The organism is Streptomyces sp. NPDC048650 (genome assembly GCF_043199095.1).
GTDB lineage: Bacteria > Actinomycetota > Actinomycetes > Streptomycetales > Streptomycetaceae > Streptomyces.
Genome location: NZ_JBICVM010000016.1, coordinates 131925 through 156656 on the forward strand (window position 1 = coordinate 131925; position 24732 = coordinate 156656).

General features: G+C 71.3%; 23 protein-coding genes and 1 riboswitch. Of the genes, 11 read left to right on the forward strand and 12 right to left on the reverse strand.

Annotation, left to right across the window (positions count from 1 at the left end; translation table 11 throughout):
- The first annotated feature begins 29 nt into the window (after positions 1 to 29).
- Both ACGFML_RS32750 and ACGFML_RS32755 read left to right on the forward strand, forming a co-directional pair.
- Positions 30 to 1028 carry a DMT family transporter gene (locus tag ACGFML_RS32750; protein ID WP_393549271.1) on the forward strand — a complete coding sequence of 333 codons (999 nt, stop codon included), beginning with the start codon at positions 30 to 32 and terminating at the stop codon, positions 1026 to 1028.
- Between the two features lie 363 nt (positions 1029 to 1391).
- Positions 1392 to 1802 carry a RidA family protein gene (locus ACGFML_RS32755; RefSeq protein ID WP_393549301.1) on the forward strand — a complete coding sequence of 137 codons (411 nt, stop codon included), beginning with the start codon at positions 1392 to 1394 and terminating at the stop codon, positions 1800 to 1802.
- 248 nt (positions 1803 to 2050) lie between these two features.
- On the opposite strand, the gene ACGFML_RS32760 is transcribed toward ACGFML_RS32755, so the two are convergent.
- Entirely contained in the window at positions 2051 to 3382 is a 1332-nt protein-coding gene (locus tag ACGFML_RS32760) for an aminotransferase class I/II-fold pyridoxal phosphate-dependent enzyme (RefSeq protein WP_393549272.1), read from the reverse strand.
- A gap of 35 nt (positions 3383 to 3417) precedes the next feature.
- Between ACGFML_RS32760 and ACGFML_RS32765 the strand changes: the two genes are divergently transcribed.
- Complete coding sequence (locus ACGFML_RS32765) at positions 3418 to 4101, forward strand: pyridoxamine 5'-phosphate oxidase family protein (protein WP_393549273.1); 684 nt, start codon at positions 3418 to 3420, stop codon at positions 4099 to 4101.
- Between the two features lie 9 nt (positions 4102 to 4110).
- On the forward strand, positions 4111 to 4761 hold the full coding sequence (locus ACGFML_RS32770) for an FMN-binding negative transcriptional regulator (RefSeq protein ID WP_393549274.1): 651 nt from the start codon (positions 4111 to 4113) through the stop codon (positions 4759 to 4761).
- Between the two features lie 81 nt (positions 4762 to 4842).
- On the opposite strand, the gene ACGFML_RS32775 is transcribed toward ACGFML_RS32770, so the two are convergent.
- On the reverse strand, positions 4843 to 5904 hold the full coding sequence (locus ACGFML_RS32775) for a DMT family transporter (RefSeq protein WP_393549275.1): 1062 nt from the start codon (positions 5902 to 5904) through the stop codon (positions 4843 to 4845).
- 49 nt (positions 5905 to 5953) lie between these two features.
- A complete protein-coding gene (locus tag ACGFML_RS32780) occupies positions 5954 to 6484 on the reverse strand; it encodes a Clp protease N-terminal domain-containing protein (RefSeq protein WP_393549276.1) in 531 nt (176 codons plus the stop codon).
- A gap of 280 nt (positions 6485 to 6764) precedes the next feature.
- Between ACGFML_RS32780 and ACGFML_RS32785 the strand changes: the two genes are divergently transcribed.
- Both ACGFML_RS32785 and ACGFML_RS32790 read left to right on the forward strand, forming a co-directional pair.
- Positions 6765 to 7289 carry an HAD domain-containing protein gene (locus ACGFML_RS32785; RefSeq protein WP_393549277.1) on the forward strand — a complete coding sequence of 175 codons (525 nt, stop codon included), beginning with the start codon at positions 6765 to 6767 and terminating at the stop codon, positions 7287 to 7289.
- An 83-nt stretch (positions 7290 to 7372) separates the two neighbouring features.
- Positions 7373 to 7801, forward strand: a complete 429-nt coding sequence (locus ACGFML_RS32790) for an SRPBCC family protein (protein ID WP_393549278.1) — start codon at positions 7373 to 7375, stop codon at positions 7799 to 7801.
- Positions 7802 to 7867: 66 nt separating this feature from the next.
- Here the strand turns inward: ACGFML_RS32790 and ACGFML_RS32795 are convergent, their stop codons facing one another.
- Together ACGFML_RS32795 and ACGFML_RS32800 are read right to left on the reverse strand one after the other, a co-directional pair.
- Entirely contained in the window at positions 7868 to 8524 is a 657-nt protein-coding gene (locus ACGFML_RS32795; RefSeq protein ID WP_393549279.1) for a PadR family transcriptional regulator, read from the reverse strand.
- Positions 8525 to 8893: 369 nt separating this feature from the next.
- Entirely contained in the window at positions 8894 to 9838 is a 945-nt protein-coding gene (locus ACGFML_RS32800) for a hypothetical protein (RefSeq protein WP_393549280.1), read from the reverse strand.
- A gap of 601 nt (positions 9839 to 10439) precedes the next feature.
- On the opposite strand from ACGFML_RS32800, the gene ACGFML_RS32805 reads away from it, so the two are divergent.
- Positions 10440 to 11261 carry a PhzF family phenazine biosynthesis protein gene (locus ACGFML_RS32805; RefSeq protein WP_393549281.1) on the forward strand — a complete coding sequence of 274 codons (822 nt, stop codon included), beginning with the start codon at positions 10440 to 10442 and terminating at the stop codon, positions 11259 to 11261.
- A gap of 54 nt (positions 11262 to 11315) precedes the next feature.
- Here the strand turns inward: ACGFML_RS32805 and ACGFML_RS32810 are convergent, their stop codons facing one another.
- Positions 11316 to 12146: a CPBP family intramembrane glutamic endopeptidase gene (locus ACGFML_RS32810; RefSeq protein WP_393549282.1), complete on the reverse strand. Its 831-nt coding sequence runs from the start codon at positions 12144 to 12146 to the stop codon at positions 11316 to 11318.
- A 188-nt stretch (positions 12147 to 12334) separates the two neighbouring features.
- On the opposite strand from ACGFML_RS32810, the gene ACGFML_RS32815 reads away from it, so the two are divergent.
- Positions 12335 to 14149: a substrate-binding domain-containing protein gene (locus ACGFML_RS32815; RefSeq protein ID WP_393549283.1), complete on the forward strand. Its 1815-nt coding sequence runs from the start codon at positions 12335 to 12337 to the stop codon at positions 14147 to 14149.
- Here ACGFML_RS32815 and ACGFML_RS32820 read toward each other — a convergent pair.
- Both ACGFML_RS32820 and ACGFML_RS32825 read right to left on the reverse strand, forming a co-directional pair.
- Entirely contained in the window at positions 14094 to 14768 is a 675-nt protein-coding gene (locus ACGFML_RS32820) for a hypothetical protein (RefSeq protein WP_393549284.1), read from the reverse strand. The two genes, ACGFML_RS32815 and ACGFML_RS32820, sit on opposite strands and share 56 nt — an antisense overlap.
- Before the next feature lie 241 nt (positions 14769 to 15009).
- Positions 15010 to 16557 carry a glutamate-cysteine ligase family protein gene (locus tag ACGFML_RS32825; RefSeq protein WP_393549285.1) on the reverse strand — a complete coding sequence of 516 codons (1548 nt, stop codon included), beginning with the start codon at positions 16555 to 16557 and terminating at the stop codon, positions 15010 to 15012.
- Between the two features lie 592 nt (positions 16558 to 17149).
- Between ACGFML_RS32825 and ACGFML_RS32830 the strand changes: the two genes are divergently transcribed.
- Both ACGFML_RS32830 and ACGFML_RS32835 read left to right on the forward strand, forming a co-directional pair.
- Positions 17150 to 17743: a hypothetical protein gene (locus ACGFML_RS32830; protein ID WP_393549286.1), complete on the forward strand. Its 594-nt coding sequence runs from the start codon at positions 17150 to 17152 to the stop codon at positions 17741 to 17743.
- 300 nt (positions 17744 to 18043) lie between these two features.
- On the forward strand, positions 18044 to 18247 hold the full coding sequence (locus tag ACGFML_RS32835; protein WP_393549302.1) for a DUF5999 family protein: 204 nt from the start codon (positions 18044 to 18046) through the stop codon (positions 18245 to 18247).
- A gap of 93 nt (positions 18248 to 18340) precedes the next feature.
- On the opposite strand, the gene gcvP is transcribed toward ACGFML_RS32835, so the two are convergent.
- Positions 18341 to 21226, reverse strand: coding sequence for an aminomethyl-transferring glycine dehydrogenase (gene gcvP / locus ACGFML_RS32840; RefSeq protein ID WP_393549287.1), 2886 nt, complete (start codon positions 21224 to 21226; stop codon positions 18341 to 18343).
- Between the two features lie 187 nt (positions 21227 to 21413).
- A riboswitch (glycine riboswitch) is annotated at positions 21414 to 21511 on the reverse strand.
- A 114-nt stretch (positions 21512 to 21625) separates the two neighbouring features.
- Here gcvP and ACGFML_RS32845 point away from each other — a divergent pair.
- Positions 21626 to 22009, forward strand: a complete 384-nt coding sequence (locus ACGFML_RS32845; RefSeq protein WP_393549288.1) for a PRC-barrel domain-containing protein — start codon at positions 21626 to 21628, stop codon at positions 22007 to 22009.
- Here ACGFML_RS32845 and ACGFML_RS32850 read toward each other — a convergent pair.
- From ACGFML_RS32850 to ACGFML_RS32860, 3 genes are all read right to left on the reverse strand, one after another.
- Positions 21919 to 23376, reverse strand: a complete 1458-nt coding sequence (locus ACGFML_RS32850; RefSeq protein ID WP_393549289.1) for a DNA polymerase IV — start codon at positions 23374 to 23376, stop codon at positions 21919 to 21921. The two genes, ACGFML_RS32845 and ACGFML_RS32850, sit on opposite strands and share 91 nt — an antisense overlap.
- A gap of 66 nt (positions 23377 to 23442) precedes the next feature.
- The gene (locus ACGFML_RS32855; protein WP_393549290.1) at positions 23443 to 24048 is read right to left on the reverse strand and encodes a MerR family transcriptional regulator; all 606 of its coding nucleotides are present in this window, start codon (positions 24046 to 24048) and stop codon (positions 23443 to 23445) included.
- Positions 24049 to 24236: 188 nt separating this feature from the next.
- On the reverse strand, positions 24237 to 24707 hold the full coding sequence (locus ACGFML_RS32860) for a bifunctional nuclease family protein (RefSeq protein WP_393549291.1): 471 nt from the start codon (positions 24705 to 24707) through the stop codon (positions 24237 to 24239).
- Positions 24708 to 24732 lie beyond the last annotated feature (25 nt).

Here is a 24732-nt window from a genome sequence, read left to right on the forward strand (position 1 = left end):
ACGAGGTCGGGCTCAGCATCGTAGTGGTCATGAGCACCGCCACCGGCCCCACCACGGGCATCAGCACCACGCCCTCCACCCCCGCGACCCCCGATGCCCAGGACTCCGGCACGCCCCCGGAGGGCCCCGCCCGCCGCCGCGCGATCGGCTGGCCGGTGCGTTTCGCCGCCCTCTGCGCGGTCTGGGGTTTCAGCTTTCTGTTCATCAAGGTGGGCACCGAGGGCTTCAATCCGATGCAGTTCACGCTGGGCCGACTGGCCTGCGGCGCGCTCGTCCTGCTGGCGGTCCTCGTGGTCAGGCGTCAGCGACTGCCGCGCTCCCCCCGCGTCTGGGGCCACCTGGCGGTTGCCGCGTTCATCCTCAACGTCCTCCCCTTCACCCTCTACGCCTACGCCGAGACGACCATCCCCTCCACCCTGGCCGGCATCTGCAACGCCACCTCCCCGCTGTGGGGCATGGTCCTCTCGCTGGTCGCGCTCTCCGAGGACCGCCCCAGCCGGCGACGCGTCGCGGGCCTCGGGGTCGGATTCCTGGGCGTGCTCACCGTCCTCGGCGCCTGGCAGGGCTTCTCCGGCACGGACCCGGCCGGCACCGCGATGGCACTGGGCGCCTCGCTCTGCTACGCCATCGGCTGGATATACGTCCGCCGCACGCTGGCCCACGTCAAGGACTCCTCGCTCGCCATGACCGGCACCCAGCTCCTGCTGGCCACCCTCCAACTGGCCGTCGTGACGCCCCTGTTCACCCCCCTTCCGACGTCCTTCCCGCTCGCCCCGCTTCTCTGCCTCATCGCGCTCGGCACCCTGGGAACCGGCTTCGCCTTCGTCCTCCAGTACGGGCTGGTCGCCGAGATCGGCCCCACCACCGCCCAGATGTGCACCTACTTCATCCCGGTGCTCGCCACCGCCGCCGGCGTGGTCATCCTGGACGAACGGCTGAGCTGGAACACGCCGGTCGGCGCCCTGATCGTCCTGGCCGGAGCCGCCCTCACCCAGAGCAGGCCACGGCGCCCCGCAGCCACGTCCTGACAAACCGGCGGCGCCCAGGCGCCCGGAACCACTCCCCCGAAGAGCCCCCGGCTGCACGCGAGTTCGGGGGCTCTCCGCCGCGCCGACCTGGGCGGAGACGACCGGGCCGTCGAGGTGGCGTGCCCCGCCCGTGCGGTCGAGCCCCGGATGTGACCGTACGGCCAGGCCGCCCCCACCCGGCTGAGTGTTGGGGCCGGCCCGAGGCTCCGAGCAGCGCGCGAAAAAGGGGAGGCGGGAGCCGAAGCGCCCCTGGCAGGATGGCTGAGCCTCACGACATGGAGACATGACGTGGAGGCATGACGTGGCGACATGACCAGGCTGCATGACCAGACTGCATGACGACGAGAAGGGGCCGAGATGACCGTGGGCCGTACCGTCACCTTGATTCGTTCCGATTCTCTGTCCGACGCCGCCGAGTATGCCTACGCCGCCACGGCGCCCGCCGGGTCCCGACTCGTCTTCCTCGCCGGTGCGTGTCCGCTCCACGAGGACGGTTCCACCGCAGCGGTCGGGGACTATGCCGGCCAAGCCGCGAAAGCCGTCGCGAACATGCGAGCGGCGCTCGATGCCGCCGGCGCGTCGTTGCAGGACGTGATCAGCACGCGAGTCCTCGTCGCATCCAGCCGGCGGGAAGATCTGGTGACCGCATGGCAGGTGGTGCGAGACTCCTTCGGTGATCACGATGTCCCCAGCACCCTGATGGGCGTCACCGTGCTCGGCTACGCCGACCAGCTCGTCGAGATCGAAGCCATCGCCGCGCTCCTCGATTCCTAGCCATTCGACAGCACGACCCGTCCGCACCGCCACACCGCATCGCACCACCTCCCTCCGCACCACCTCCCACCGCACCGCACCGAGTGCCAGTCCGTCGACTCGACCGCTCAGCCGGGCCCACTCACGTGCTCACGAACCAACGCGGCCGCTCCGTCCCACCGGAAAGCGCGCGCAGTGTCCCCCGGCCCCGGGAAGCCGACCGGCCCGGGCCACTCGGCCCGGCCTCGGGAGAGTCAGCGGGGCGGACCTCACTCATACCGCCGCCCCTCCGCCACCCCGATGGCCGCGGCAACCGCGTCCGCCACCGGTGCGATGTCCGCCTCGGACAGACCGGAGACGGTGATCCGCACGCCCGGCGGGGACTGCATCCGAAAGCGCGCCCCGGGCGCCACCGCCCACCCGGCGTGCAGAAGCCGGGCCACGGCGCCCGTCTCGTCGGGGACCGGGACCCAGACATTCATCCCGCTGCGCCCACGCGCCCTCACGCCCCGCTCGGCCAGGGCCCGTATCAGGGCATCGCGGCGGCGGCCGTACGCGGCGGCGATGTGGTGCGGGTCGATGGCGGACGTGCGCCACAGGTGGGTGACCGTGTCCTGGAGCAGATGACTGACCCAGCCCGGGCCCAGTCGCTGCCTGCCGCGCACCCGGTCCACGGTCACCGCGTCACCGGTGAGCACCGCCAGGCGCAGATCCGGTCCGTACGCCTTGGCCGTGGAGCGGACCAGCACCCAGTGGTCGGTGACGGCGGAGAGCGGGTGGAGCGGCAGGTCGACGATGCCGTGGCCGTGGTCGTCCTCGATGAGGAGCACGCCCGGGTGCTCGGCCAGCAGGATGCGCAGTTCGGTGGCGCGGGCACGGGTGACGGCGGCTCCGGTGGGGTTCTGGGCCCGGTCGGTGACGACCACGGCGCGGACGCCCTCCTGGAGCGCGCGCGCCAGCCGGCCGGGCAGCGGGCCGTCGTCGTCCACCGCGACCGGCACCGGACGCAGACCGAGTGCCGGGATCAGGTCGAGCAGACTTCCCCACCCCGGGTCCTCCACCGCCACCGTGTCCCCGGGCCGCAGATGCGCGGCGAGCACCCGCTCGATGGCGTCGAGCGAGCCGCTGGTGACGGCGATGGGCGCTTCGGGCACGCGGTCGCGCAGGAAGGCCGCGCGGGCCAGTGCCTCGAGGTCGTCGTCGACGGCGGGTGAGCCGTAGAGCACGGGCCGTCGGGCGCCGCGCGCCGCGGCCTCGGCCAGCGCGCCCTCCAACGGAGGCAGCAGGGCCGGATCGGGATTGCCGTCCGAGACTTCCCGTACGCCCGGCGGCGCCTCCACCCGCAGCGCCTCCCGCGGGGTGGTCGCAGGTCTCGGGCGCACCCGGCTGCCCCGGCGGCCCGCGGTCTCGATCACACCGCGGTCGCGCAGCGTCCGATACGCGGACGCGACCGTATTGGGATTCACCGCCAGCTCGACGGCCAACTCCCGCAGCGGCGGCAGGACTTCGCCTGGCTGGAGCTCGCCCGCACCGATGGCCCGCTCCACACTGGCGGCAATCTCCGATGCGCGCCGCCCTTCGATCCGATACTCTCCTAGCACAAACGACATTATGCACTAGTGCAATGGAGAAGGCAATGGCACAGCAGCAGGACACGGCGCCGGACACGTCATACGCGCCGACCGACCGCACCGTCCCGACCCGCGCCCGCGAGCGCGCCGCGTACGACCGGGAGACGGTGCACGCCATCCTCGACGCGGGGTATCTCTGCCATCTCGGCTTTGTGCGCGACGGCGCACCGGTCGTGCTGCCCACCCTGTACGGTCGCGTCGGCGACTGCCTCTATCTGCACGGCTCGACCGGATCCCGCCCGCTGCGGATGACCGGTGCCACGGCCGACCCCGGCCTGCCGGTCTGCGTCACCGTCACGCATGTCGACGGCCTGGTCCTGGCGAAGTCCGCCTTCCACCACTCCATCAACTACCGCTCCGTCGTGGTCCACGGCACCGCCCATCAGGTCCTCGACGAGGACGAGAAGACGGCCGCCCTCGACGCACTCGTCGACCACGTCCTGCCGGGCCGCGCGGCCGACTCCCGGCCGGGCAACGCCAGGGAGCTCGCCGCCACCGCCGTCATCCGCCTCGACCTGCGCGAGGTCTCCGCCAAGATCCGCGCCGGCGGCCCCAACGACGAGCCCGAGGACCTCGCGCTGCCGCACTGGAGCGGCGTCCTTCCGGTGGCCCCCGCATACGGCGCTCCCATACCCTCCGACGACCTCGCGCCCGGGACCCCGCAGCCCGCGTATCTGACCGGCCGCTGAGGAGGCACGATGCTCATCCACCCCTGGGACGCCGCCACCGATGACACCGAGTGGCAGGAGTGGCTCGCCGCACACGACTTCGGCCAGCTGGCCGTCAACGGACCGGCCGGGGCGCCGCCGATGGTGCAGCCGACCCACTTCGTGTACGACCCGGCCCGCCGTGAGGCGATCACCCACCTGGCTCGCCCGAACCCCCTCTGGCGCGCGCTGGAGGAGCGGCCCACGGTCCTGCTGAGCGTGGTGGACGACTACGTCTTCATCCCCGGCCCCTGGCAGGCGGAGGAGGACGATCCGCCCGAGCACGGCGTCCCCACCAGCTTCTACGCCGCGGTCCAGCTGACCTGCACCGCGCACGTCGTGGACGACCCCGAGGCCAAGGCCGCGCTGCTGCAGCGCCAGCTGGGCCACTTCCAGCCCGAGGGCGGCTCGGCGCCGGTCGCCGCCGGGCAGGCCCCGTACGGCCGGCAGCTCTCGGGCATTCGTGGACTGCGGCTCGAAGTGCGCGAGGTACGCGCCAAGTTCAAGTACGCGGGCAAGCGGAGCGACGGCGTCCGGCAGCGGATGGCAGAGCGCCTCGCCCAGCGGAACGGCCCCGGTGACGCGGCGGCCCGCGGCCACCAGGAGCGCCGCGGGAGCACCCTGCCCGGCACGGCACGCTGAGGCGGGCCGCGCTTCCTCACAGGCCGCCGCCCGCCTTACGCGGCGGGCGGGGGCAGCGCGGTCACCCGCAGGACCGAAACCCTAGGGCGCGCACGATCCGGCCGACAGGTCAGCCGCGACGGGCTCCGGGTCGGCGGCGCCCGCGGCCCGGTCCTTCGGCTTGGCCGACTGCGCGATGAAGGCGCCCACCAGCACCACCACACCGCCCACGATCTGCGGCGCGGAGAGGTGCTCGCCCAGCAGCACCCAGGCCAGGACGGTCGCGATCACCGCCTCCAGGCAGGCCACCACACCGGCCACCTGGGGCGAGAGCAGCCGGATGGAGACGACTCCCGTGAGGTAGGCGGCCACCGTCGCGATCAGTACGATCCAGCCGAGGAGAAGCACGGCGGGCACCTGGGCGCCGTTCATGGCGGCGCTGCCGCCGAGCACCTGCCAGTGCATGTTCCAGGGGCGGGCGATCAGGGTGAGCACGCCGGCGCCGATCAGCAGGCCGTAGGCGATCACTCCGAGCGGGTCTGCGGCGTCGTCGCCGTCGCCGCCGTGGTCGGACAGCACGAAGTAGCCGACCTGGCAGCAGGCCGCGCCGAGCGCGAGCGCCAGTCCGACGACGTCGAAGCTCAGCCCGGACCACACCTCGACGACACAGGCCAGACCGCCGACGGCCAGGACGACGCCGACCGCCGCGGCGCGGGTGACCGGCCGTTTCTGGACGAAGCGCACCCAGCCCAGGACGAGGGCGGGCGCGAGGTATTCGATGAGCAGCGCGACGCCCACCGGGATCCGCGACAGCGCGGCGAAGTAACAGGCCTGGACACCTGCCACGGCGAGCAGCCCGAAGCCGACGAGCAGGGCCGGTCGGCGGCGGGGCAGTGCGCGGTGGCGCCAGGCGACGGGCAACATCACCAGCGCCGCTCCGGCCACCCGCAGCCACGTGACGTGCAAGGGGTCCAGTCCGGCCTCGATCAGGGGCTTGGCGGCGACGCCGGAGCCGCCGAACGCGAGGGCGGACAGCAGCGCGATACCGATGCCCGCGCGACGCCCCCCGGGAGCCTGCGATACGGATGAGGTCCCCCAGGACCCTGATACTGCTGGGCCTATACCGGTGGGTGGACCGGCGGGGCTCCCGGACGTCGTGTGCATCCGGTCATCATGACAGCCGCCGACAGCAGCCCCACCGAGAAGACCCCTGTCACTCCTGGCCGGAGCCCTCACCGTCCAAGCGGGAGGCGAGCAGGGCCGTGTCGACCGAGGCGCGGCGCAGCACCTCCACGGCCCGGGACTCGGGGTCGTCCACCAGGGCGGCGAGCAGGTCGAGGCAGTCGGCCCGGGTGGCGTAGCGGGCGTGCGCGCGGTCGAGGGCGCCGTCCAGAGCGGCTGCCGCGGCGGGCGACCAGCCGGGGACGACGCCGTCGGTGACCACGGGGACGGCGCCGGAGTCCTCGACGGTGCCGTGCCAGCGGAGCCCGTAGCCGATGCTGCGCTGGACGAGGTAGCCGAGCAGCCGGGCGATCTGGGGGCCACCGTCGAACGCGTCGCGGACCGCGGGGTCCGACTCCAGCAGACCGTGCAGCAGATGGGCGGTGTCCACCTGGCGGTCGCCGTCGCGGGTGGCCCGCCTGCGGGCAGCGGAGACGACGGACGCCAGCTCCACGGTGAGCTGGGTGTCGAGGTCCACCTGGGCGGCGCCGGCGCCGCCGCTGTACACAGTACGGTTTTGCACAGACCCACCCCACCAGTCCCTGCGGGCCCCAGCGTCCCCGGCGAGAAGCATTTGCGCATCCCACCGTGGTTGGGGACACCGCCATGACATCTCATCCTTACGGAGGAGATGCGGGGAAAATGTGGAAGCCGGACATCCCGCCTCCGGGTACTCCCGGGAAGGTCCGCGGCAGGCAACCGGTGACCGCCCCTCGCACGTCTTCCCCTCACAGGCTCCACGTCCGCCCCCACCGGACACTCCCGCCCCGCTCATCCGCACTCCTCCGCGGCGAAGGATTCCGATGGTCACCCGCCCCCTGCTCTTCCTCGACATCGACGGTGTACTGAACCCCGTACTCCCCACGCCCGGCTTCACCGCGCACGACCTGCTCGACCACACCGTGCTGCTCTCCGTCGACCACGCGAACTGGCTGCGCGAACTGGCCGCGGTGTACGACCTCGTGTGGGCCACCACCTGGGAGCACCACGCGAACACCCACATCGCCCCGCTGCTGGAGCTGCCCGAGCTGCCGGTCGTCGAGTTCACCGGCTATCTCAGCCGTCCCGACGACCCGCGGTTCGAGGGACCGGAGAGTCTGCTGGCGCGCAAGTGGGCCCCGATACTGCGTTACGCGGCCGGGCGGCCGTTCGCCTGGGTCGACGACGTGATGCCCGACAGCCTGGTGCGGCGCGGCCGCCGGCGGCCGGACCGGCTGCTGGTCCCGGTGGACCCGGCACACGGCCTGCACCGCCGGCACGTCGACCGGTTGCTCACCACCCCGCCGCGGCGGGGCCCCCAAACCGATCTGACGAGCCATCAGGATTGATGGTCGCCGGTATTGAACCTTCACCCCCGTGCGGCTACGTTCCGCGGCAACAGCCGGGCACAGTCACCGAAGGGGTGGTCCGCATGGCCGAAGTCACCGCTCAGGCCCGCATCGAGGCACCGGCCGAGCAGGTCTGGGACCGGCTGACCGACTTCGATTCGTACGCGCAGTGGAACGCCACCCACACCGCCTTCCCCCGGGGCGGACCCGAAAGGCTCGAAGTGGGCGCGGGGTACGAGGAGAACATGAAGCTGATGGGCTTCCCGGCCGAGGTGAACTGGACCGTGCGGGAGCTGGAGCCCGGCCGCCTCCTGGACATCCAGGGCAAGGGCCCGATGGGCGTCAGCCTGGGGATGCGCTACGAGCTGACGCCGGACGGCGGGGCGACCACGCTGCGCATCGACGGCGCCTTCACCGGGGCCGCGGTCTCCCTGATGGCCGGCAAGCTCAAGGACTCGGCGGGCGCCGCCCTCCACGAGTCGCTGCGCAAGCTGGCCGGACTGGTGGGCTGAGGGCCGGCGCACGGTGTCACGGGGCCGCGGCCCGATGCACCGGCCACGACCCCCGGGAGCCACCCCTCAGTCCTCCTCGGCAAGGATCAGGTACAACTCCTTGCGCGCCTTGTTCACCACCGCCATGGCCTTCTCCCGCTGCTCGGGGCTGCCGGTGGCCCATACCTGCCGGAACGCCTCGACCAGACCGCCGCCCGCCTTACGGATCTCGTTCATCGCCTCCCAGTCGACGCCACGTCCGGCGTCCTCCCAAGGGGCGTCCGATCCGCCGTCGGCCTCGGCGCGGCCGGCGTCGGTCAGCGAGAAGAGCTTCTTGCCGCCGTCGCTGGCGTTGGTGATCAGCCCCTCGTCCTCGAGGAGCTGCAAGGTGGGATAGACCGAGCCGGGGCTGGGCTTCCAGGCCCCGCCGCTGCGCTCGGCGATCTCCTGGATCATTTCGTAGCCGTGCATCGGGCGGTCCTTGAGCAGCGCCAGTATCGAAGCGCGCACATCGCCGCGCCGCGCCCGACCGCGGGGCCCCCCGCGCCCCCGGCCACCCCCGAAGGGCGGGCCGCCGAAGGGCGGACCGAAGCCGCCGAACGCGGCGCGCCGGCGCTCGAAGCCGCCCGCGAACTCACCCCAGCCGCCGGGGCGGCCGCCGCCGGGCCCGCCACGCTCGTGACGCCGCTCATGTCCGTAGTCGTTGCCGTGCTCATGTCCGTGCTGATGTCCCTGGGAACGCATGAGGGCATCCTTCCGATGGTTGACCCTGAACCGTTGTCGCCGCATTACGGTCGTTGACCGATCGCGATGCCTCAACGATATATCGGAACTGTTCGCCGAGCAACCCCCTCGATAGCCCCCTGACGGCGCCGGCGAGCTGCCACCGCCTCCCGGACCTGGCATTGCCGACGTGTGCGGTGGCCGCGGCGAGGTCGTCGTCCGTGCGGTCGCGGTCCCCACCTCGGCCGGCGGAGGTTCACCGCTACCCGAGGGGGTCCCGCCCGCACACTCGACGGATTCCGGAACCTGAGGTCGCAGGGTGATCGCTCGCGTCAGGAGCGCGACAGCTGCAGGGCCGGCGGCCGCCTCGGCGCCGAGCGGTGCACGAACTCAGAACGACACGGTGAGGGCGATGGCGACGATGTTGACGATGACGTACAAGCCCGTCGCAATGGCGAATATGCGGTTGTTGAAGCGCCGCGCCGCCGGTCGGGCCATGGGATCGGTCAACAGCTTCATGATGTAGGTGGTGTTGGCGACACCGATCAGTACGTAGAGCAGGCTCATGAAGTGGATCTCTTCGACCAGCGTCACGTTCAGGAAGGTGCCCATCGCCTCGTCGACTGCCCGCAGGTTGAGCATGATCGTGAAGAGCGCGGCACCGAGAATCCCGAGCCGCGCGACCATGGCGACCTCGGTGTCCTTCGACCAGATCAGAAACGAGATCAGGGCGACCAGGAAAGCCACATATACCGGCAGGATCTGCTTGCCGAAATTCGTGATGTCCTCTCGGGTGAGCTGGAACTCGATCACCAGCTGGGAGTAGCGACTGCTGCCGCCCTGCTCGAGCCGGGGATCGCCGAAGTTCGTCCTGTAGGGCGCGCTCTCGACACCGATCCGGAATTTCGTGATCTTGAAGTCGTCGGGATGGATCCTGGGGTTGTACGTGGAGTTCTTCACATCCGCCCGGTAGACGAACCGCGACTCGTCCAGCTCGTTCTCCTCGACCTGGATCCGGACGGCCTGTTTGTCGAACGGAAAGTCCGTCAGGTCCAAGGTCTGCCGGAAGGTCCCGGACACTTTGACCTGCGTCCAGTACTCGTTGTCCACCTTCTCGCTGGAAGGCGCGCTCAGCATCGTCCTCGTCGCGTTGGTGAACTCGAGACGCGGGACAGCGGCAAGATCCTTGCGTGGGCATACGCTCCACAGCCACAGGTCCGCATTCACGGTGCGCCTGACCGGATCCACCGCGTAGAGGTCGGTGACGTAAGCCCCGACGCTGCAACTGGGCACGGCCGCAGCGGCGGGCGTGGCGATGATCAGCGTGCTCAGCACCGCAGCGGCCGCCGCGAGCAGGGCGCCCGCTCCCGACCGGAGCCCGGCCAGGAAGCCGCGTCGGCCGTCCGCTGACCCGCCATACGAACGGGGCATACCCGCGAGCCTCCAAGCACACCAGCGGGAGCAGCAGGAACTGCCCAGGGGAGCGTCTCCACGCGGGACCATAACCCGCGGACGAGGCAAGATCGCGATCACAGCGGCCCACCCCCGCAGACCGGATCAGGATGCACCCGTTCGGCCCATGCCCATGCCCAGGGCCGCGGCACGACGCGGCTGCCGACCACGCAGGCGACATGTTCGTGATCGCCCAGGCAGTGCCCCTGTGCGGACGGGTGGCGGGCCGTGCGTACGGATTCGTCTCAGCCACGTGACCGAGCCCGCGCGTCTCATCCGATCCGATCCCCGCGGGTCAGCGGAGATACGGACGACTGACTTTGTCGAGACAGGACACCTGCGCCGTCCCTGCCCGCTCCGCGATGCCCACCCGCGCCATGCCCACCCCGGCCGGGCGGATCCCCACCGCGCCCCCTGCCCGCCCTGCCACTTTCCCGGGATTGGCCTTGGCCTGCGGTTCCCCGGCACCTCTACGCTCGCGGCCATGAGGATTCGTATCGTCGACGCCTTCAGTGCGCGTCCGTTCGCCGGCAACCCCGCGGGAGTGGTGCTCCTCGACGCGGACACGTTCCCCGACGACACCTGGCTCCAGCAGGTCGCCGCCGAGGTCAACCTCTCCGAGACTGCGTTCGCCCATCCGCTGCCGGCGGGCGGCGACGCCGACTGGGCGCTGCGCTGGCTCACCCCCGCCGCCGAGGTGAACCTCTGCGGGCACGCCACTCTGGCCACGGCCCATGTGCTGCACTCCACCGGGACGGCGACCGGCACGGTCCGCTTCCGCACCCGCAGCGGCGTGCTGTTCACCACCGCCGACGACGACGGATCGATCACCATGGACTTCCCCACGGCGCCACTGACGCCGGTGGCGGTGCCTCCCGTCGTCGCCGGAGCGCTGGGCACCGAGATCCGGTCCGCACACGACACCGGCCCCCAGGTCGGCGATCTGCTGGTCGAGCTGCCCGACGAGAAGGCGGTACGGACGCTGGCACCCGACTTCAGGGCGCTGGCGGGGCACGGCGGTCGAGGCGTGATCGCCACCGCACGCGCCGAAGACCCCGAGGGCGGCCACGACTTCGTCTCGCGCTGCTTCTTCCCGAACGTGGGCATCGACGAGGACCCGGTGACGGGCAGCGCGCATACCGCGCTCGCCCCGTTCTGGTCGGCGCGCCTGGGTCGCGACGCGCTGGTGGGACTGCAGGGCGGCGCCCGCACCGGCGTCGTCCGCACGGAACTGCGCGGCGACCGCACGCTGCTGAGCGGCCGGGCCGTCACCGTCATCGACGGCGAGCTGCTGGCCACCGGCTGAGACTGCTCCGAGGCGGCGCGGGACCGGCCGGCCGCGTCCCGCGCCACGGCCGCCTCACGCCGTGGGCAGCCATCCCACCCGGCCCGCGAGCAGCGCGTAGCCGAGGAACGCCACGATGTCGATGAGGGCATGGGCGGCGACCAGCGGGCCGACCCGGCCCCAGCGCCGGTAGAGCAAAACGAAGATCACGCCCATCACCGTGTTGCCGACGAAGCCGCCGATGCCCTGGTAGAGGTGGTAGGAGCCGCGCAGGACCGCGCTGGCGGCCAGCGCGGCCATCGGGGTCCAGCCCAACTGCCCCAGCCTGCGCAGCAGATAGCCGACGACGACGACCTCCTCCAGGACCGCGTTCTGCACCGCGGAGGCGATCAGCACCGGGATCTTCCACCACACCTCGGGGAGCGCCTCGGGGACCACCGTGAGATTGAATCCGGCCGCCCGCGCGCCCAGATAGAGCAGCAGCCCGCTGCCGCCGATGATCGCGGCCACCCCGGCGCCGCGGCTCAGGTCGAAGGCGGGCCGCCGGCGGTCGAAGCCGATCGCCCGCAGCCCGCCGGCCCGTTCGCGGAGCAGGAAGTGCGCCACCAGGGCAACGGGCACCAGGGCGGTCGCGATACCGAACAGCTGCCAGGCGAGATCCAGCCACGGCCGGCCCGGCGCATGAGAGCCGTTGAGCGTCGCCGCCTGATGCTTGAGGGCACCGGACCGGGTCACCGAACCGATGAAACTGATGAGCGCCGACAGTGCGCTGGCCCCGAGCGAAAGCGCCAGCACGAGCAGCGCCTCGCTCCTCAGGACACTCCGGCACGGCCCTTCCAGGGCCCCCGCACCTCGCCCCTGACCTGGAATGTCCGCACCGGCCACGGAACTTGCCTCCGATTCCACGCTTCCTCCACTTCCGCAATACCGCCTCTTCACCACCATCGCCCCGCTAGGGTCTCGAAAGCAGGTACGAAGATCGCGCGCGACAGGCCGGGGACGGGCGCCAGCCACGTGGCGCGAATTCTCTCCCCGCCCCATCCCGATCGAGTCCGCGACGTCGGGCTCCGAGCATCAGGAGAGGTGCTTCCGCAATGGGACGTCACAGCTTGCCCGACCCGCCCGCACCGGAGAGCACGGGGGCCCGCTCCGGCAACCGCCGCCGCACCGTCGCCACCGCTCTGGTCCTCGCCGTCGCGGCCGGCACCGTCGTCGCGCTGCGCACCGATCTGCTCCCCTTCGGCAAGCCGTGCGGCGGCGCATCGGTCCGCCTGCGGGTGCTCGCCTCCCCCGACATCGCCCCGGCGATCAAGACCGTGGCCGCCAGGGCCCGCGTCGACGAGGTCCGTAGCGACGGCAAGTGCCTGGACGTCAAGGTCGCCGCGCGGGCCTCCTACGAGGTCGCCGACACCCTCGGACGGCGGCCGGCCGCCCCCGGCTTCCAGGTCTGGATACCGGACTCCGGCCTGTGGGTCGACCGCGTCGGATCGGAGAGCGGCACCTCGCTCACCCCCGTCGGCCCGATCGCCTCCTCCCCGATCACGCTGGGTGCCGTCCCCTCGGCCGCCGCCTCACTGGGCTGGCCGAAGAAGACCTACACCTGGTCCGAGCTGACCCGGACCGCGACCACGGACGACGAGCTCCGCCTGGGCGTCGCCGACCCCGCCCGCAGCGCCACCGGACTGCTCGCGCTGTCCCGCATCGACGCCGGCTACGCCAAGGATTCCCGGGGCTCCGGCTCGGGCGGCGATGCCGGAGCCCGTACCGCCGCCGCGGCCAAGCTGCTCTACGAGCGGGTCGCGGACGGCGACAGTCAGGTGGTGGCCACCCTGCCGCACGACGGCTCCGGCGCCGAACGCGGCAACCCGCGCCGCAACCAGGCGCTGCTGCTCTCCGAGCAGGCCGCCCATGCCCACAACTCCGGCCCGGCCGGCGGCCCCGACCTCGACCTGTTCTATCCCCGCGACGGCAGCGCCCGGCTCGACTACCCGTACACACTGGTGGACGACCGCACACTGAACGCCGACCAGACGCGGGCCGCCAGCCGCTTCATGACCCTGCTGGGTGGCGCCCCGGGACAGCAGGAGCTGCGCCGGCGAGGCTTTCGCGGAGCCAACGGCGCGGCCGACGCCGCGGTGACCTGTACCGCCGGCGGACGGACACCGCAGCCGTACTCCGCCGCCACGGCCGATCCGCCGTCGCCGAAGGACCTCCGGGCGCTGCTGGGCATGTGGACGATCACCGTGCAGAGCGCCCGCATCACGACGGTCGTGGACGCCTCGGCGTCCATGGGCAACGCGGTCCCCGGCGGGGGCGGCCAGTCCCGGATGGGCCTCGCCAGGAATTCGCTGCTCCAGGCGCTGGCCACCTTCACGCCCGAGGACGAGATCGGACTGTGGAAGTTCGCCACCCGCCTGGACGGCGACAAGGACTATGTGGAGCTGTCCCCCACCCGTCGGCTCGGCGACGGCGGCGAACACGGCGGCACCCACCGCGAGGAACTCGTCACCGCCTTCGGCGCGCTGGCTCCGGTGCCCAACGGCGCCACCGGCCTGTACGACACCACACTCGCCGCCTATGAAAAGGCCCGCCGGACGTATGCGAGCGGCAAGTTCAACTCCCTCGTCGTCGTCACCGACGGCGCCGACGACGACTCCAGCAGCATCGGGCTGGACGCGCTGGCCGGCAGGCTCAGAAAACTCGCCGACCCGAAGCGGCCGGTGCCGCTGATCGCCATCGCGATCGGCCCGGAGGCCGACAAATCGGCCCTGGACCGCATCGTGGCCCCGACCGGCGGCTCGGCGCACCGGGTCAACGACCCGTCGCAGATCCACCAGGTGGTCCTCAAGGCCATCATGGCGGCGGGGACGAAGGAGCCGCGCCGGACGAGTCCGTCCGAAGCGCGGTAGCCCGGACGTGATCCGGGTACCAGGCCGTCACCTTGATGGCGACGACGAGGAGCCCGATGGGGATGATCCAATTGAACCAGTCGGAGCCGGCGCTCGTCTGCAGCCCGATCGCGTAACTCACCGCGCTGAGGGCGAAGGCGCCTCCCCACAGAGCCGTCAGCCGCACGTTCACCTTCCGGAACAGCGGCGACCGCCACACCTCGGGTGGCGTCTGTTCCCGCGCGTACTGTTCGGTGAAGGGGACGAACGCCAGCGAGCCGAGCGCCACCACTGCGATGACCGTGTTCGCGATGACCTGGCTGTATTTCTCCAGGTCGTAGAGGTCCCCCCGGTCGAGGAAGAACGCCAGCACACCCAGCACGACGAAGAAGACGAGTCCCGTCAGGTTGAGCATCTTCGGGGCGCCGCGCTTGAGGTCCGGCAGGCACAGCACGACCGACGCCAACAGAGCTGCCAGCACGGCGTACTTCCAGGTGCTGGGGGAACTCACGACACCGAAGATGATCCACGGGGCGAACGAGAAGAGCACGCCGCCCGTCTGCCGGACGGGAGCGGCGCGTCCCGCGGACTCCGGCCGCTCGTCCCGCACCGGGCGGTGCTGCGATGCTGAGGCCAACACGCCACCTCCGCTGCACTGTCGGCGGTCGCGGCAGATCGGCACCCGCCGCATGGGCACCCTCAGGGCACCGGGCACCTCGCGGCGCGCTCTCGCGCACCGACCGTGCACGCCCGGAGGAACGATGCACCCTCAAGTATCGGACAGGTTCCCGGGCTCCGCATGTGCCCGCTGGCGCCCGGGGGGCGACTGACCCCGTCCGCCTGCAAGGGGCCGCGGGACCGACCTGTCCACACGACAGCCCCTAGGTCTCCACCGTGTGCCGAGCCCCGGGTACGGCCGGCGGCGCCCCCACCGCCCAGCCGACCGGCCAGGTGTGCACCGGCTCCCCGGTATGCATCAGCTCGCTGTAGCGGCAGGTCATCGCGGTCAGTGCGGCATCCCGGTCCAGGCCCTGCCGCAGTGCGTGGTGGTAGGCGGCGGCCTGCCAGGAGGCGCCGTTCACCCGGCGGGCGCAGCGCTCCTCGATGATGCCCAGATACAGATCCCGGTCGGCCGGTTCGACGCCCCAGGCATCCAGTCCGGCGGCCGCCAAGGGCAGCAGTTCCTGCCGGACGAGCCGTACCGCGGGGATCTCGGCGATGCCGCCGGCGCGGCCGGACCGCGGCCACTGGAGGGAGGCGTCGATGCCGTAGCGGCAGGCGGTGTCGAAGTTGGCGGACGCGGCGGCAAACGGCAGGCGCGTCCAGAGGGGGCGGGGCTCCTCGGCCAGCGCCCGCACCAGGCCGTAGTAGAAGGCGGTGTTCGCGATGACGTCGGCAACGGTGGGGCCGGCCGGCAGCACCCGGTTCTCGACCCGTAGATGCGGGACGCCGTCGACGACGGCGTAGACGGGGCGATTCCAGCGGTAGACCGTGCCGTTGTGCAGTACCAGTTCCGACAGGTCGGGCACCTCGCCCTCATCGAGCATCCGCAGCGGCTCCTGCGGTCCGCAGATCGGCAGCAGCGGCGGGAAGTAGCGCAGATTCTCCTCGAAGAGGTCATAGGCGGAGTCGACCCAGCGCTCGCCGAACCACGTGCGGGGGCGCACCCCTTGGGCCTGGAGTTCGGGCGCCCGGGTGTCGGTGGACTGCTGGAAGACCGGCGGCCGCGACTCGCGCCACAGCTCCCGGCCGAAGAGGAAGGGCGAGTTGGCCCCGACGGCCACCTGCACGGCGGCGATGGCCTGGGCGGCGTTCCAGACGGCGGCGAAGCGTCCCGGGGTGACCTGGAGATGCAGTTGGACGGAGGTACAGGCGGCCTCCGGAGCGATCGAGGCCGACCGGGAGACCAGCCGCTCGACGCCCTGTATGTCGATGGCGAAGTCCTCCCCGCGGGCCGCCCGCATCTGGTCGTTGAGGAGCATGTAGCGGTCGACGGCGGAGAGGTTGGTGGCCGTCAGGTCGGCGGCCGTCAGGGTCGGCAGAATCCCGATCATCACGATCCGGGCGGCGACCTCACGCGCCTTTCGGTCCGCGTAGGCGAGGCCCGTACGGAGTTCCTCGGCAAGCTGGTCGAGGACGCGTCCGGACAATGGATGCGGCGTGATGTTGGCCTCGAGATTGCACTGGGCGAGTTCGGTCTGGAAATCATGACTCGCGATGCGTTCCAGAACTTGGGAGTTCAGCATGCGGGGCAGTCCGTCCGCGCCCGCGAGATTGAGCTCGATCTCCAGGCCGATGAGATTCCTGGGTCGGTCGAACCGCTTCTCTGTCAGCAGCCCGCGCAGACCCGCGAGACACTCGTGCAGCTTTCTTCGATAACGCTCCCGGTCGGCCAGGTCGATCCCGTCCACGGCGGCCTTCTCCCCCATCGAAGGGTCCCTCCTCGATCGAGTGAACGGCCCGCGTCCACGGGCTGTTTGGGGCCGTCCCCGACACCACTGGGGCACGCGCTACGGTCGATGATGCCCCAGCATTCTGATCGATAACGCATCGGGGGTGCACCCGTGCCGATAGGCTCGAAGTGACGGATGGTTCGGAACGTGCGAGGGCACTCTCGTCGGCGTACTCCAATGGCATATCTCCACGGCAGATCCCATACGCATTTCTCTTGTGAGAAACGCCGACGAGATCCGGCCTACCGCGCGTTCCGGGATTTCCGAGGTGACGCCCACAAAGGCCCACGCAAAGCGGAGGAAACCCCCCTCAGGAAGGGTCCGGATTCCGCCTTGCCGGAAATCCACAAGACCAGTAGCCGAAACATTTTCAGAACATACGTCGTATAAACTCCGCACACGAGGCAGAGAGTTGGCGCCCGGTGCCGTGGCGTTTTCACCGGCACCGGGCATGTGGCTGACCCACCGGGCGGCCGCGCCGGTCGGCCATGCTCTGGCCCCGCCCGCTGACAGCGCCGTCCGCACCTGCCCGGCTTCACCGTGTCTCCGAAGTGAGAGGCGACCCACCATGCCGCTGCACCTCCCGCCTGCCCCTGCGCCCGCCCTGCGTAGCGTCCTAGCCGCCCTCAGCTCTCCCACCGCCGTCCGCGAGGCCCCCTCCTCCGCGCTGCGCGCCCATCAGGGTCCGCTCAGCCCCGACCGCCCCTTGCCCGTCCATGTCTGGGACGACGTCAGCCGCGCGGGCGGCTCGCCACAGACCCGCCTGGCCGGCTGGCGCTTCCTGGTCCGCAGCGGCGAGCGCGCCGTGGCGGCCGCCGAGGCGATGCTCACCGCCGACGGCTGGACGTTCTCGCACTTCTGCGGCGGCCCGTATGTCGCCGCGACCGAGCAGGCACTTCAGCAGGCCGACGCGCTGGCCACGCCGTACCAGCCGCGGCTGCTGTCCGTCCCGGAGCTGTACATGCTCACGCTGTGGCTGCACCACGACATCACCTCGGACGGCGCGGACGGACTGCCCGACCCCGGTGATCTGCTGGTGCCCCTGGCGCCCGCGCCACCGGGGATCGCCCCGCACCGCCCGCAGCGGGTCGCCGATCTGCTCCCCCGGCTCACCCTGCGCCTCACGCCACCCGGCCCCCTGCTCGATTCCCCGGCCGCCTGACGGCGCACTCGCCCGCCCCGCCGGGCGCCCCGCGACCCGCTCGGGCCGCGGGGCGCCGGGCTGCGCTCACCCAGGCGGTCCATTGGGTCACCAGGAGTCCCAACCTCCTTGGTGAGGCATGCAATTGAACCGCCCGCACGGGTGATGCGTCCCTCTTCAGTGACTACCACTGCCGCGAAATCCCTGCGGAAACCCGTCCGTGGGGCAACACTGGGACCAACCGATGGAAACGGGGGAGCGGCCATGACCATCTCATCGAGCCGCACGACGACGTTCACACCGCAGCGAAAGACAACTTCCATGTGCCAGCACCAACCTCCTTGCCCGTCCGCCGACTCCAGCGACCGGGAAGCCGCGCACCCCGTGGCACACCACCCCGAACAGGGCTGGAGCCTGCTGTGCAACGGCGTCCTGCTCTTCGAGGACACCGGCGAGCTGCTGCCGGACGGGCAGGTCATCGCTCCGCACCGGTCGCAGACCGAACGGGTCGCCAGCGTGGCCTGACAGGCTCGCACCCGGCAGAACAACAGGGCCCCCGGCAGCTGCCGAGGGCCCTTGATGTTGTCCGGACGGATCAGGCGACGTGGCCCGGACGGATCAGGCGTCGTACTCGTCCAGAGGCGGGCAGGAGCAGACGAGGTTACGGTCGCCGAAAGCACCGTCGATCCGGCGCACCGGCGGCCAGTACTTCTCCGCGGCCACCACGCCGGCCGGGAAGACGGCCTCGTCGCGGCTGTACGGATGCGACCAGTCGCCGACCAGCACGCCCGCGGTGTGCGGGGCGTTGCGCAGCGGGTTGTCGTCCTTGTCCCACTCGCCCGAGCCGACCTTCTCGATCTCCGCCCGGATGGCGATCATCGCGTCGCAGAACCGGTCCAGCTCGTCCAGGTCCTCGCTCTCGGTCGGCTCGATCATCAGGGTGCCGGCCACCGGGAAGGACATCGTCGGCGCGTGGAAGCCGTAGTCGATGAGCCGCTTGGCGACATCGTCGATGCTCACGCCGGTCGCCTTGGTCAGCTGCCGGACGTCGATGATGCACTCGTGGGCCACGAGGCCGCCGGGGCCGGTGTAGAGCACCGGGTAGTGCGCCTCCAGCCGCTTGGCGATGTAGTTGGCGCTGAGAACCGCGACCTGGGTGGCGCGCTTGAGGCCCTCGCCGCCCATCAGACGCACATACGCCCAGGAGATCGGCAGGATGCCGGCCGAGCCCCAGGGGGCGGCGGAGATCGGACCGACGCCCGTCTCGGGACCCGCTGTCGGCTGCAGCGGGTGGTTGGGCAGGTACGGCGCCAGGTGGGCGCGCACGCCGACCGGGCCGACGCCGGGGCCACCGCCGCCGTGCGGGATGCAGAACGTCTTGTGCAGGTTCAGGTGCGAGACATCGCCGCCGAACTTGCCGGGCTCGGCCAGACCCACCAGCGCGTTGAGGTTGGCACCGTCGACGTAGACCTGACCGCCGGCGTCGTGCACCGCCGCGCAGATCTGGGTGATGTGCTCCTCGAACACACCGTGCGTGGAGGGGTAGGTCACCATCAGCACCGCGAGCTCGTCCCGGTGCTTCTCGATCTTGGCGTGCAGATCGTCGGCGTCGACCTCGCCGTCCTCGCCGGTCTTGACGACGACGACCTTCATCCCGGCCATGACGGCGCTGGCGGCGTTGGTGCCGTGCGCCGAAGAGGGGATCAGGCAGATGGTGCGCTGCTCGTCACCGTTGGCGCGGTGGTAGGCGCGGACGGCCAGCAGACCCGCGAGCTCCCCCTGCGAGCCGGCGTTCGGCTGGATGGACACCTTGTCGTAGCCGGTGACCGTGGCGAGGCGCTCCTCCAGCTCCTGGATCAGCGTGAGGTAGCCCTGCGCCTGGTCGGCGGGCGCGAAGGGATGCAGCTGGCCGAAGGCGGGCCAGGTGACCGGCTCCATCTCCGTGGTGGCGTTCAGCTTCATCGTGCAGGAGCCGAGCGGGATCATGCCGCGGTCCAGCGCGTAGTCCTTGTCGGCCAGCGTGCGCAGGTAGCGCAGCATCGCGGTCTCGGAACGGTACTGGTGGAAGACCGGGTGCGCGAGGTAGTCGTCGCCGCGCAGCAGCTCGGGCGGCAGCGACTCGGCGACGGCGGCGTCCAGCTGCTCGACGTCGCCCTGCACCCCGAAGGCGCCCCAGACACCGGACAGCTGCGCGCGCCCGGTGGTCTCGTCGCAGGCGATCCCCACCAGGTCCGCGTCGACCAGCCGGAGGTTGACCCCGGCCTCACGGGCCGCGGCGACGACCTCGGCGGCCCGGCCGGGCACCCGCGCGGTGAGCGTGTCGAAGTACGTGCCGTGCACGATCTCCACCCCGCCGGCCCGCAGCCCCTCGGCCAGGACGGTGGCGTAGCGGTGGGTGCGCCGGGCGATGGTCCGCAGGCCCTCGGGACCGTGGTAGACGGCGTACATCCCGGCCATCACGGCGAGCAGCACCTGAGCGGTACAGATGTTGCTGGTGGCCTTCTCGCGGCGGATGTGCTGCTCGCGGGTCTGCAGGGCGAGGCGGTAGGCCTTGTTGCCGTCGGCGTCGACGGAGACGCCCACCAGGCGGCCGGGCAGGCTGCGGGCGAACTTCTCGCGCACCGCCATGAAGCCGGCGTGCGGACCGCCGAAGCCCATCGGGACGCCGAAGCGCTGGGTGGTGCCGACAGCGATGTCCGCGCCGAGCTCGCCGGGCGAGGTCAGCAGGGTCAGGGCGAGCAGGTCGGCGGCGACGGTGACGACCGCGCCCAGCTCCTGGGCCTGCGCTATGACGGCCTGCGGGTCACGCACCGCGCCGGAGGCGCCCGGGTACTGCAGCAGGACGCCGAAGACGCCGCGCTCGGCGATCTCGGCCGGAATGCCGTCGGTGAGGTCCGCGACGACCACCTCGACACCGGTCGGCTCGGCACGGGTCTGGATCACCGCGATGGTCTGCGGCAGGCAGTCGGCGTCGACCAGGAAGACGCCCTGCTTGACCTTGCCGACGCGGCGGGAGAGGGCCATCGCCTCGGCGGCGGCGGTGCCCTCGTCCAGCAGGGAGGCTCCGGACGTCGGCAGTCCGGTCAGCTCGGCGACCATGGTCTGGAAGTTCAGCAGCGCCTCGAGGCGGCCCTGCGAGATCTCCGGCTGGTAGGGCGTGTACGCCGTGTACCAGGCCGGGTTCTCCATGACATTGCGCAGGATCACCGGCGGGGTGAACGTGCCGTAGTAGCCGAGCCCGATCATGGACGCCAGGACCTGGTTGCGGTCCGCGAGACCGTGCAGCTCCTTCAGGACCTCGGCCTCGGTACGGGCCTGCGGCAGGCCGAGGGCCTCGGCGCTCTTGATCACGTCGGGAACGGCGGTGGCGGTCAGCTCGTCCAGCGAGCCGAAGCCGACCTGCGCGAGCATCTTCGCCTGCGCCTCGTGGTCGGGACCGACGTGCCGGCGCTCGAAGGGCGTACCGCGCTCCAGCTCGGTCAAGGAGATGCGATTCATGGTCATCTGCGGGGGCCTCCTGGTCAGTGCGACCTACGAGGGGCACCAAGGCGCTGGTGCCCGGACGGCCTCCCCCTCTGTCATCTCAACCTGAGAGCTTCACCGGTCCGCAGGCTGCGGCCCGGCTTTCACCGTCGGTGAGGAGGGGCCCGGATTCATGCGTCCCGCGGCCCGACCTGCTTTCCAGAGTGACCTCGTCCATGCGGTACGGATGCCTGAGAGATTCCGGGGAGGATTTGCTCCTTCGGCGCCCCCGCCGTGAACGGCAAGGGACTCTCCCGCATGGGGTCAGCGGCCATCCGTCAGCCTACCAGCGCACCTGTCGGGGGAACCTTCGAGTGGCCAGGGCATTAAATGTGACGTTTGGTAGTTGTCACAGGGCAGTTGCGACCACAAGGAGGGGCTGTGCACACCGATATCGATCCCCGGAGCCTGATCGGCCGCAAAGCGTTCGACCGGAACGGCACCAAGATCGGGACCATTGACGAGGTATATCTCGATGACGCGACCGGCGAGCCCGAGTGGGCTGCGGTGCGTACCGGCCTCTTCAGCCGGGACGCATTCGTCCCGCTGGAGCCGAGCGAGCTGGCCGACGAGGGGCTGCAAATCCCCTACGACCGCAAGTTGATCAAGGACGCCCCGGACTTCGGGGTGGGCCGCCATCTCTCCCCTGAGCAGGAACTTCAGCTCTACCACCATTACCGACTGGATATCTCCTCCCCCGCCCCCGATTCCGACCCGTCCTCCGGCGACCAGGACTTCGGCCGGGTCGCCGGCTCGGAGGACTGACCGCCCTCGGGCGGACCGCCCCCCAGCGGCAGGGGATCCCCCGGCCGCAGCGCCGGGTCGTCGACGGCAAAGGTCCGCACTCTCCCCGGTGCGGACCACGGCTGCTCGAAACGCACGGTCACTCTGCCCACCCCGCTGCCCTGCACCCACCCGGCGCCGTAGTCGTCGTGGATCACATCGAGCCCCGGATGCCAGCACCGCGGCCGCTCCTCCGTCGGCTCCTGCTCCCCCGCCGCCTCGGCCGCCTGCTCCGCCACCGCCGCCCTGGCCACCGCCTCCGCCGCCTCCTGCTCGGTCGCCAGCTGAGCGAACAGGTCTTCCTGCGTGAAGTCGGCCAGCCCACTCACGCCGACCCCCAGCAGTCGCACCCCGCCCGTGGTGTCCACGGTGTCCAGCAGCCGGCCCACCGCCTCCCGGACGACCGCGGGGTCGTCCGTGGGCCCGCGCAGCGTCTCGGACCTGGTCAGCGTCGAGAAGTCGTAGTTACGGACCTTGATCACCACCGTGCGCCCCGACCGCCCGGCCGCGCGCAGCCGCTGCACACAGCGCTCGGCCAGCCGGACCAGCTCGGCCCGCACCCGCGTGCGGTCGGTCAGATCCACCGCGAAGGTGTCCTCCACCGAGATCGACTTGGCGTCCCGCTCGGCCACCACAGGGCGGTCGTCCCGCCCCATCGCCATCGCGTACAGCCCGGCCCCGTGCGCCTTGCCCAACAGCCGCACCAGCTCGTCCTGCCCCGCCTCCGCGGTCTCGGCGACGGTATGGATTCCGGCCCGCCGCAGGGCCTCGGCCGTCGCCGGCCCCACCCCCGGCAGCGCCCGCACCGGCATCGGCCCCAGCAGCTCCCGCTCCGTGCCCGGTTCGATCACCACCAGGCCGTCCGGCTTCGCCGCCTCCGACCCGATCTTCGCCAGCATCTTGGCCCCCGCCAGCCCCACGGAGCCGGTCAGCCCCGTCGCCTCCCGGATGTCCCGCCGCAGTCGCTCCCCCACCGCCCGCACGGCGCCCACCTCGGCCGCCACGCCGCCCGCTTCCAGGTCCACGAACGCCTCGTCCAGGCTGAGCGGCTCGACCAGCGGCGACAGCGCGTGCAGCAGCTCCATCACCCGGTCACTGACCTGGCGGTAGAGAGTGAACCGCGGACTGAGATAGGCGGCGTTGGGACACAGCCGCCGCGCCTGCGCGGTCGGCATCGCGGAGCGGACCCCGAAGACCCGCGCTTCGTACGAGGCGGTGGCGACCACGCCGCGCGGCCCGATCCCGCCGACGACCACCGGCTTCCCGCGCAGACTGGGCTTGGCCGCCTGCTCGGCGGCCGCGTAGAACGCATCCATGTCCAGATGCAGAATCGTCGGCGCGGCTCTCACGCGTCCGATGCTGCCGCATGCCACTGACATTCGGCCTCGTGCCGTGCCGGGAGCCGCCTACGCCGCTCAGCCGGCCCGGTTGCGCCGCCGCGCCAGCTCGTCGCGCGGGTTCTTCCCGACGAGGGTCTCGCCGGTGTCCAGACGCTCGCCGTGCAGCTCGGAGAGCGCACCCTCCACGTCCCGCAGCACCACGCCGACGGCGATCCCGAAGACGCCCTGGCCTCCCTGGAGCAGGTCGACGACCTGGTCGGGCGAGGTGCACTCGTAGACCGTGGCGCCGTCGCTCATCAGCGTCATCCGCGTCAGATCGTCCAGCCCACGGGAGCGCAGGTGCTGGACGGCGGTGCGGATGTTCTGCAGCGACACCCCGGTGTCCAGCAGCCGCTTGACGATCTTCAGGACGACGACGTCCCGGAAGTTGTAGAGCCTCTGGGTGCCGGATCCGTAGGCGGGGCGCACGCTCGGCTCGACCAGGCCCGTACGCGCCCAGTAGTCGAGCTGGCGGTAGGTGATGCCCGCCGCGGCACACGCCGTCGGGCCGCGGTAGCCGATGGTCCCCGTCGCGCAGTCCCCCGACACCGCCGTGGGCCGCGCAGGTGCCCGATTCGCTGCGGCATTCGGGTGGAGCGGCAACGCCCCTTCCGCTGCCGTACCGTCGCCGGTGATTGCCACGCCACCCTCCGTCCTCCACGTCCCGGACGGGACCTGCCTTATCGACGGTATGCAGTCACCTGGGGTGCGTCAACGATCGCCGCGCTCGCCACGCCGAGTGATAATCACCCTACGAGTGGTTTCTCGTGACCTCGCACGGGGAATGGCTAAATAGTTTGGCCGGAATCAGACGCTTCGGCCGACCGGAGTCATTGGCTGCTGCCGAAATCCTCGGGCGAGATCTGGTCGAGGAACTCGCGGAACTTCTCCACCTCGTCCTCCTGCTCGTCCGGGATCGCGATGCCCGCGTCGTCGAGCACACCGTCGGTACCGAAGATCGGCGTCCCGGTGCGCAGCGCCAGCGCTATGGCGTCGGACGGACGCGCGCTGACCTCGACGCCGCTGGCGAAGACCAGTTCGGCGTAGAACACTCCTTCACGCAGATCCGTGATGCGGACCTGCGTCAGCTCCTGGCCCACCGCTTCCAGCACGTCCTTGAAGAGGTCGTGTGTCAGCGGCCTGGCAGGGACCATGCCCTGCTGGGCAAAGGCGATGGCGGTGGCCTCTCCTGGCCCGATCCAAATGGGCAAGTAACGATCGCCTCCCACCTCCCGCAGGAGCACGATCGGTTGGCTGGAAGGCATTTCCACCCGGACACCCACGACGTCGAGCTCGTTCACACAGCAACCCTAGGACGTGCCCGGC

Excerpts from the sequence above, each read along its gene's own strand:
- ACGFML_RS32750 (WP_393549271.1), top strand. The coding sequence starts at position 30 with ATGAGCACCGCCACCGGCCCCACCACGGGCATCAGCACCACGCCCTCC.
- ACGFML_RS32765 (WP_393549273.1), top strand. The coding sequence starts at position 3,418 with ATGGCACAGCAGCAGGACACGGCGCCGGACACGTCATACGCGCCGACC.
- ACGFML_RS32770 (WP_393549274.1), top strand. The coding sequence starts at position 4,111 with ATGCTCATCCACCCCTGGGACGCCGCCACCGATGACACCGAGTGGCAG.
- ACGFML_RS32775 (WP_393549275.1), bottom strand. The coding sequence starts at position 5,904 with ATGCACACGACGTCCGGGAGCCCCGCCGGTCCACCCACCGGTATAGGC.
- ACGFML_RS32785 (WP_393549277.1), top strand. The coding sequence starts at position 6,765 with ATGGTCACCCGCCCCCTGCTCTTCCTCGACATCGACGGTGTACTGAAC.
- ACGFML_RS32790 (WP_393549278.1), top strand. The coding sequence starts at position 7,373 with ATGGCCGAAGTCACCGCTCAGGCCCGCATCGAGGCACCGGCCGAGCAG.
- ACGFML_RS32795 (WP_393549279.1), bottom strand. The coding sequence starts at position 8,524 with ATGCGTTCCCAGGGACATCAGCACGGACATGAGCACGGCAACGACTAC.
- ACGFML_RS32805 (WP_393549281.1), top strand. The coding sequence starts at position 10,440 with ATGAGGATTCGTATCGTCGACGCCTTCAGTGCGCGTCCGTTCGCCGGC.
- ACGFML_RS32815 (WP_393549283.1), top strand. The coding sequence starts at position 12,335 with ATGGGACGTCACAGCTTGCCCGACCCGCCCGCACCGGAGAGCACGGGG.
- ACGFML_RS32825 (WP_393549285.1), bottom strand. The coding sequence starts at position 16,557 with ATGGGGGAGAAGGCCGCCGTGGACGGGATCGACCTGGCCGACCGGGAG.
- ACGFML_RS32830 (WP_393549286.1), top strand. The coding sequence starts at position 17,150 with ATGCCGCTGCACCTCCCGCCTGCCCCTGCGCCCGCCCTGCGTAGCGTC.
- ACGFML_RS32835 (WP_393549302.1), top strand. The coding sequence starts at position 18,044 with ATGTGCCAGCACCAACCTCCTTGCCCGTCCGCCGACTCCAGCGACCGG.
- gcvP (WP_393549287.1), bottom strand. The coding sequence starts at position 21,226 with ATGACCATGAATCGCATCTCCTTGACCGAGCTGGAGCGCGGTACGCCC.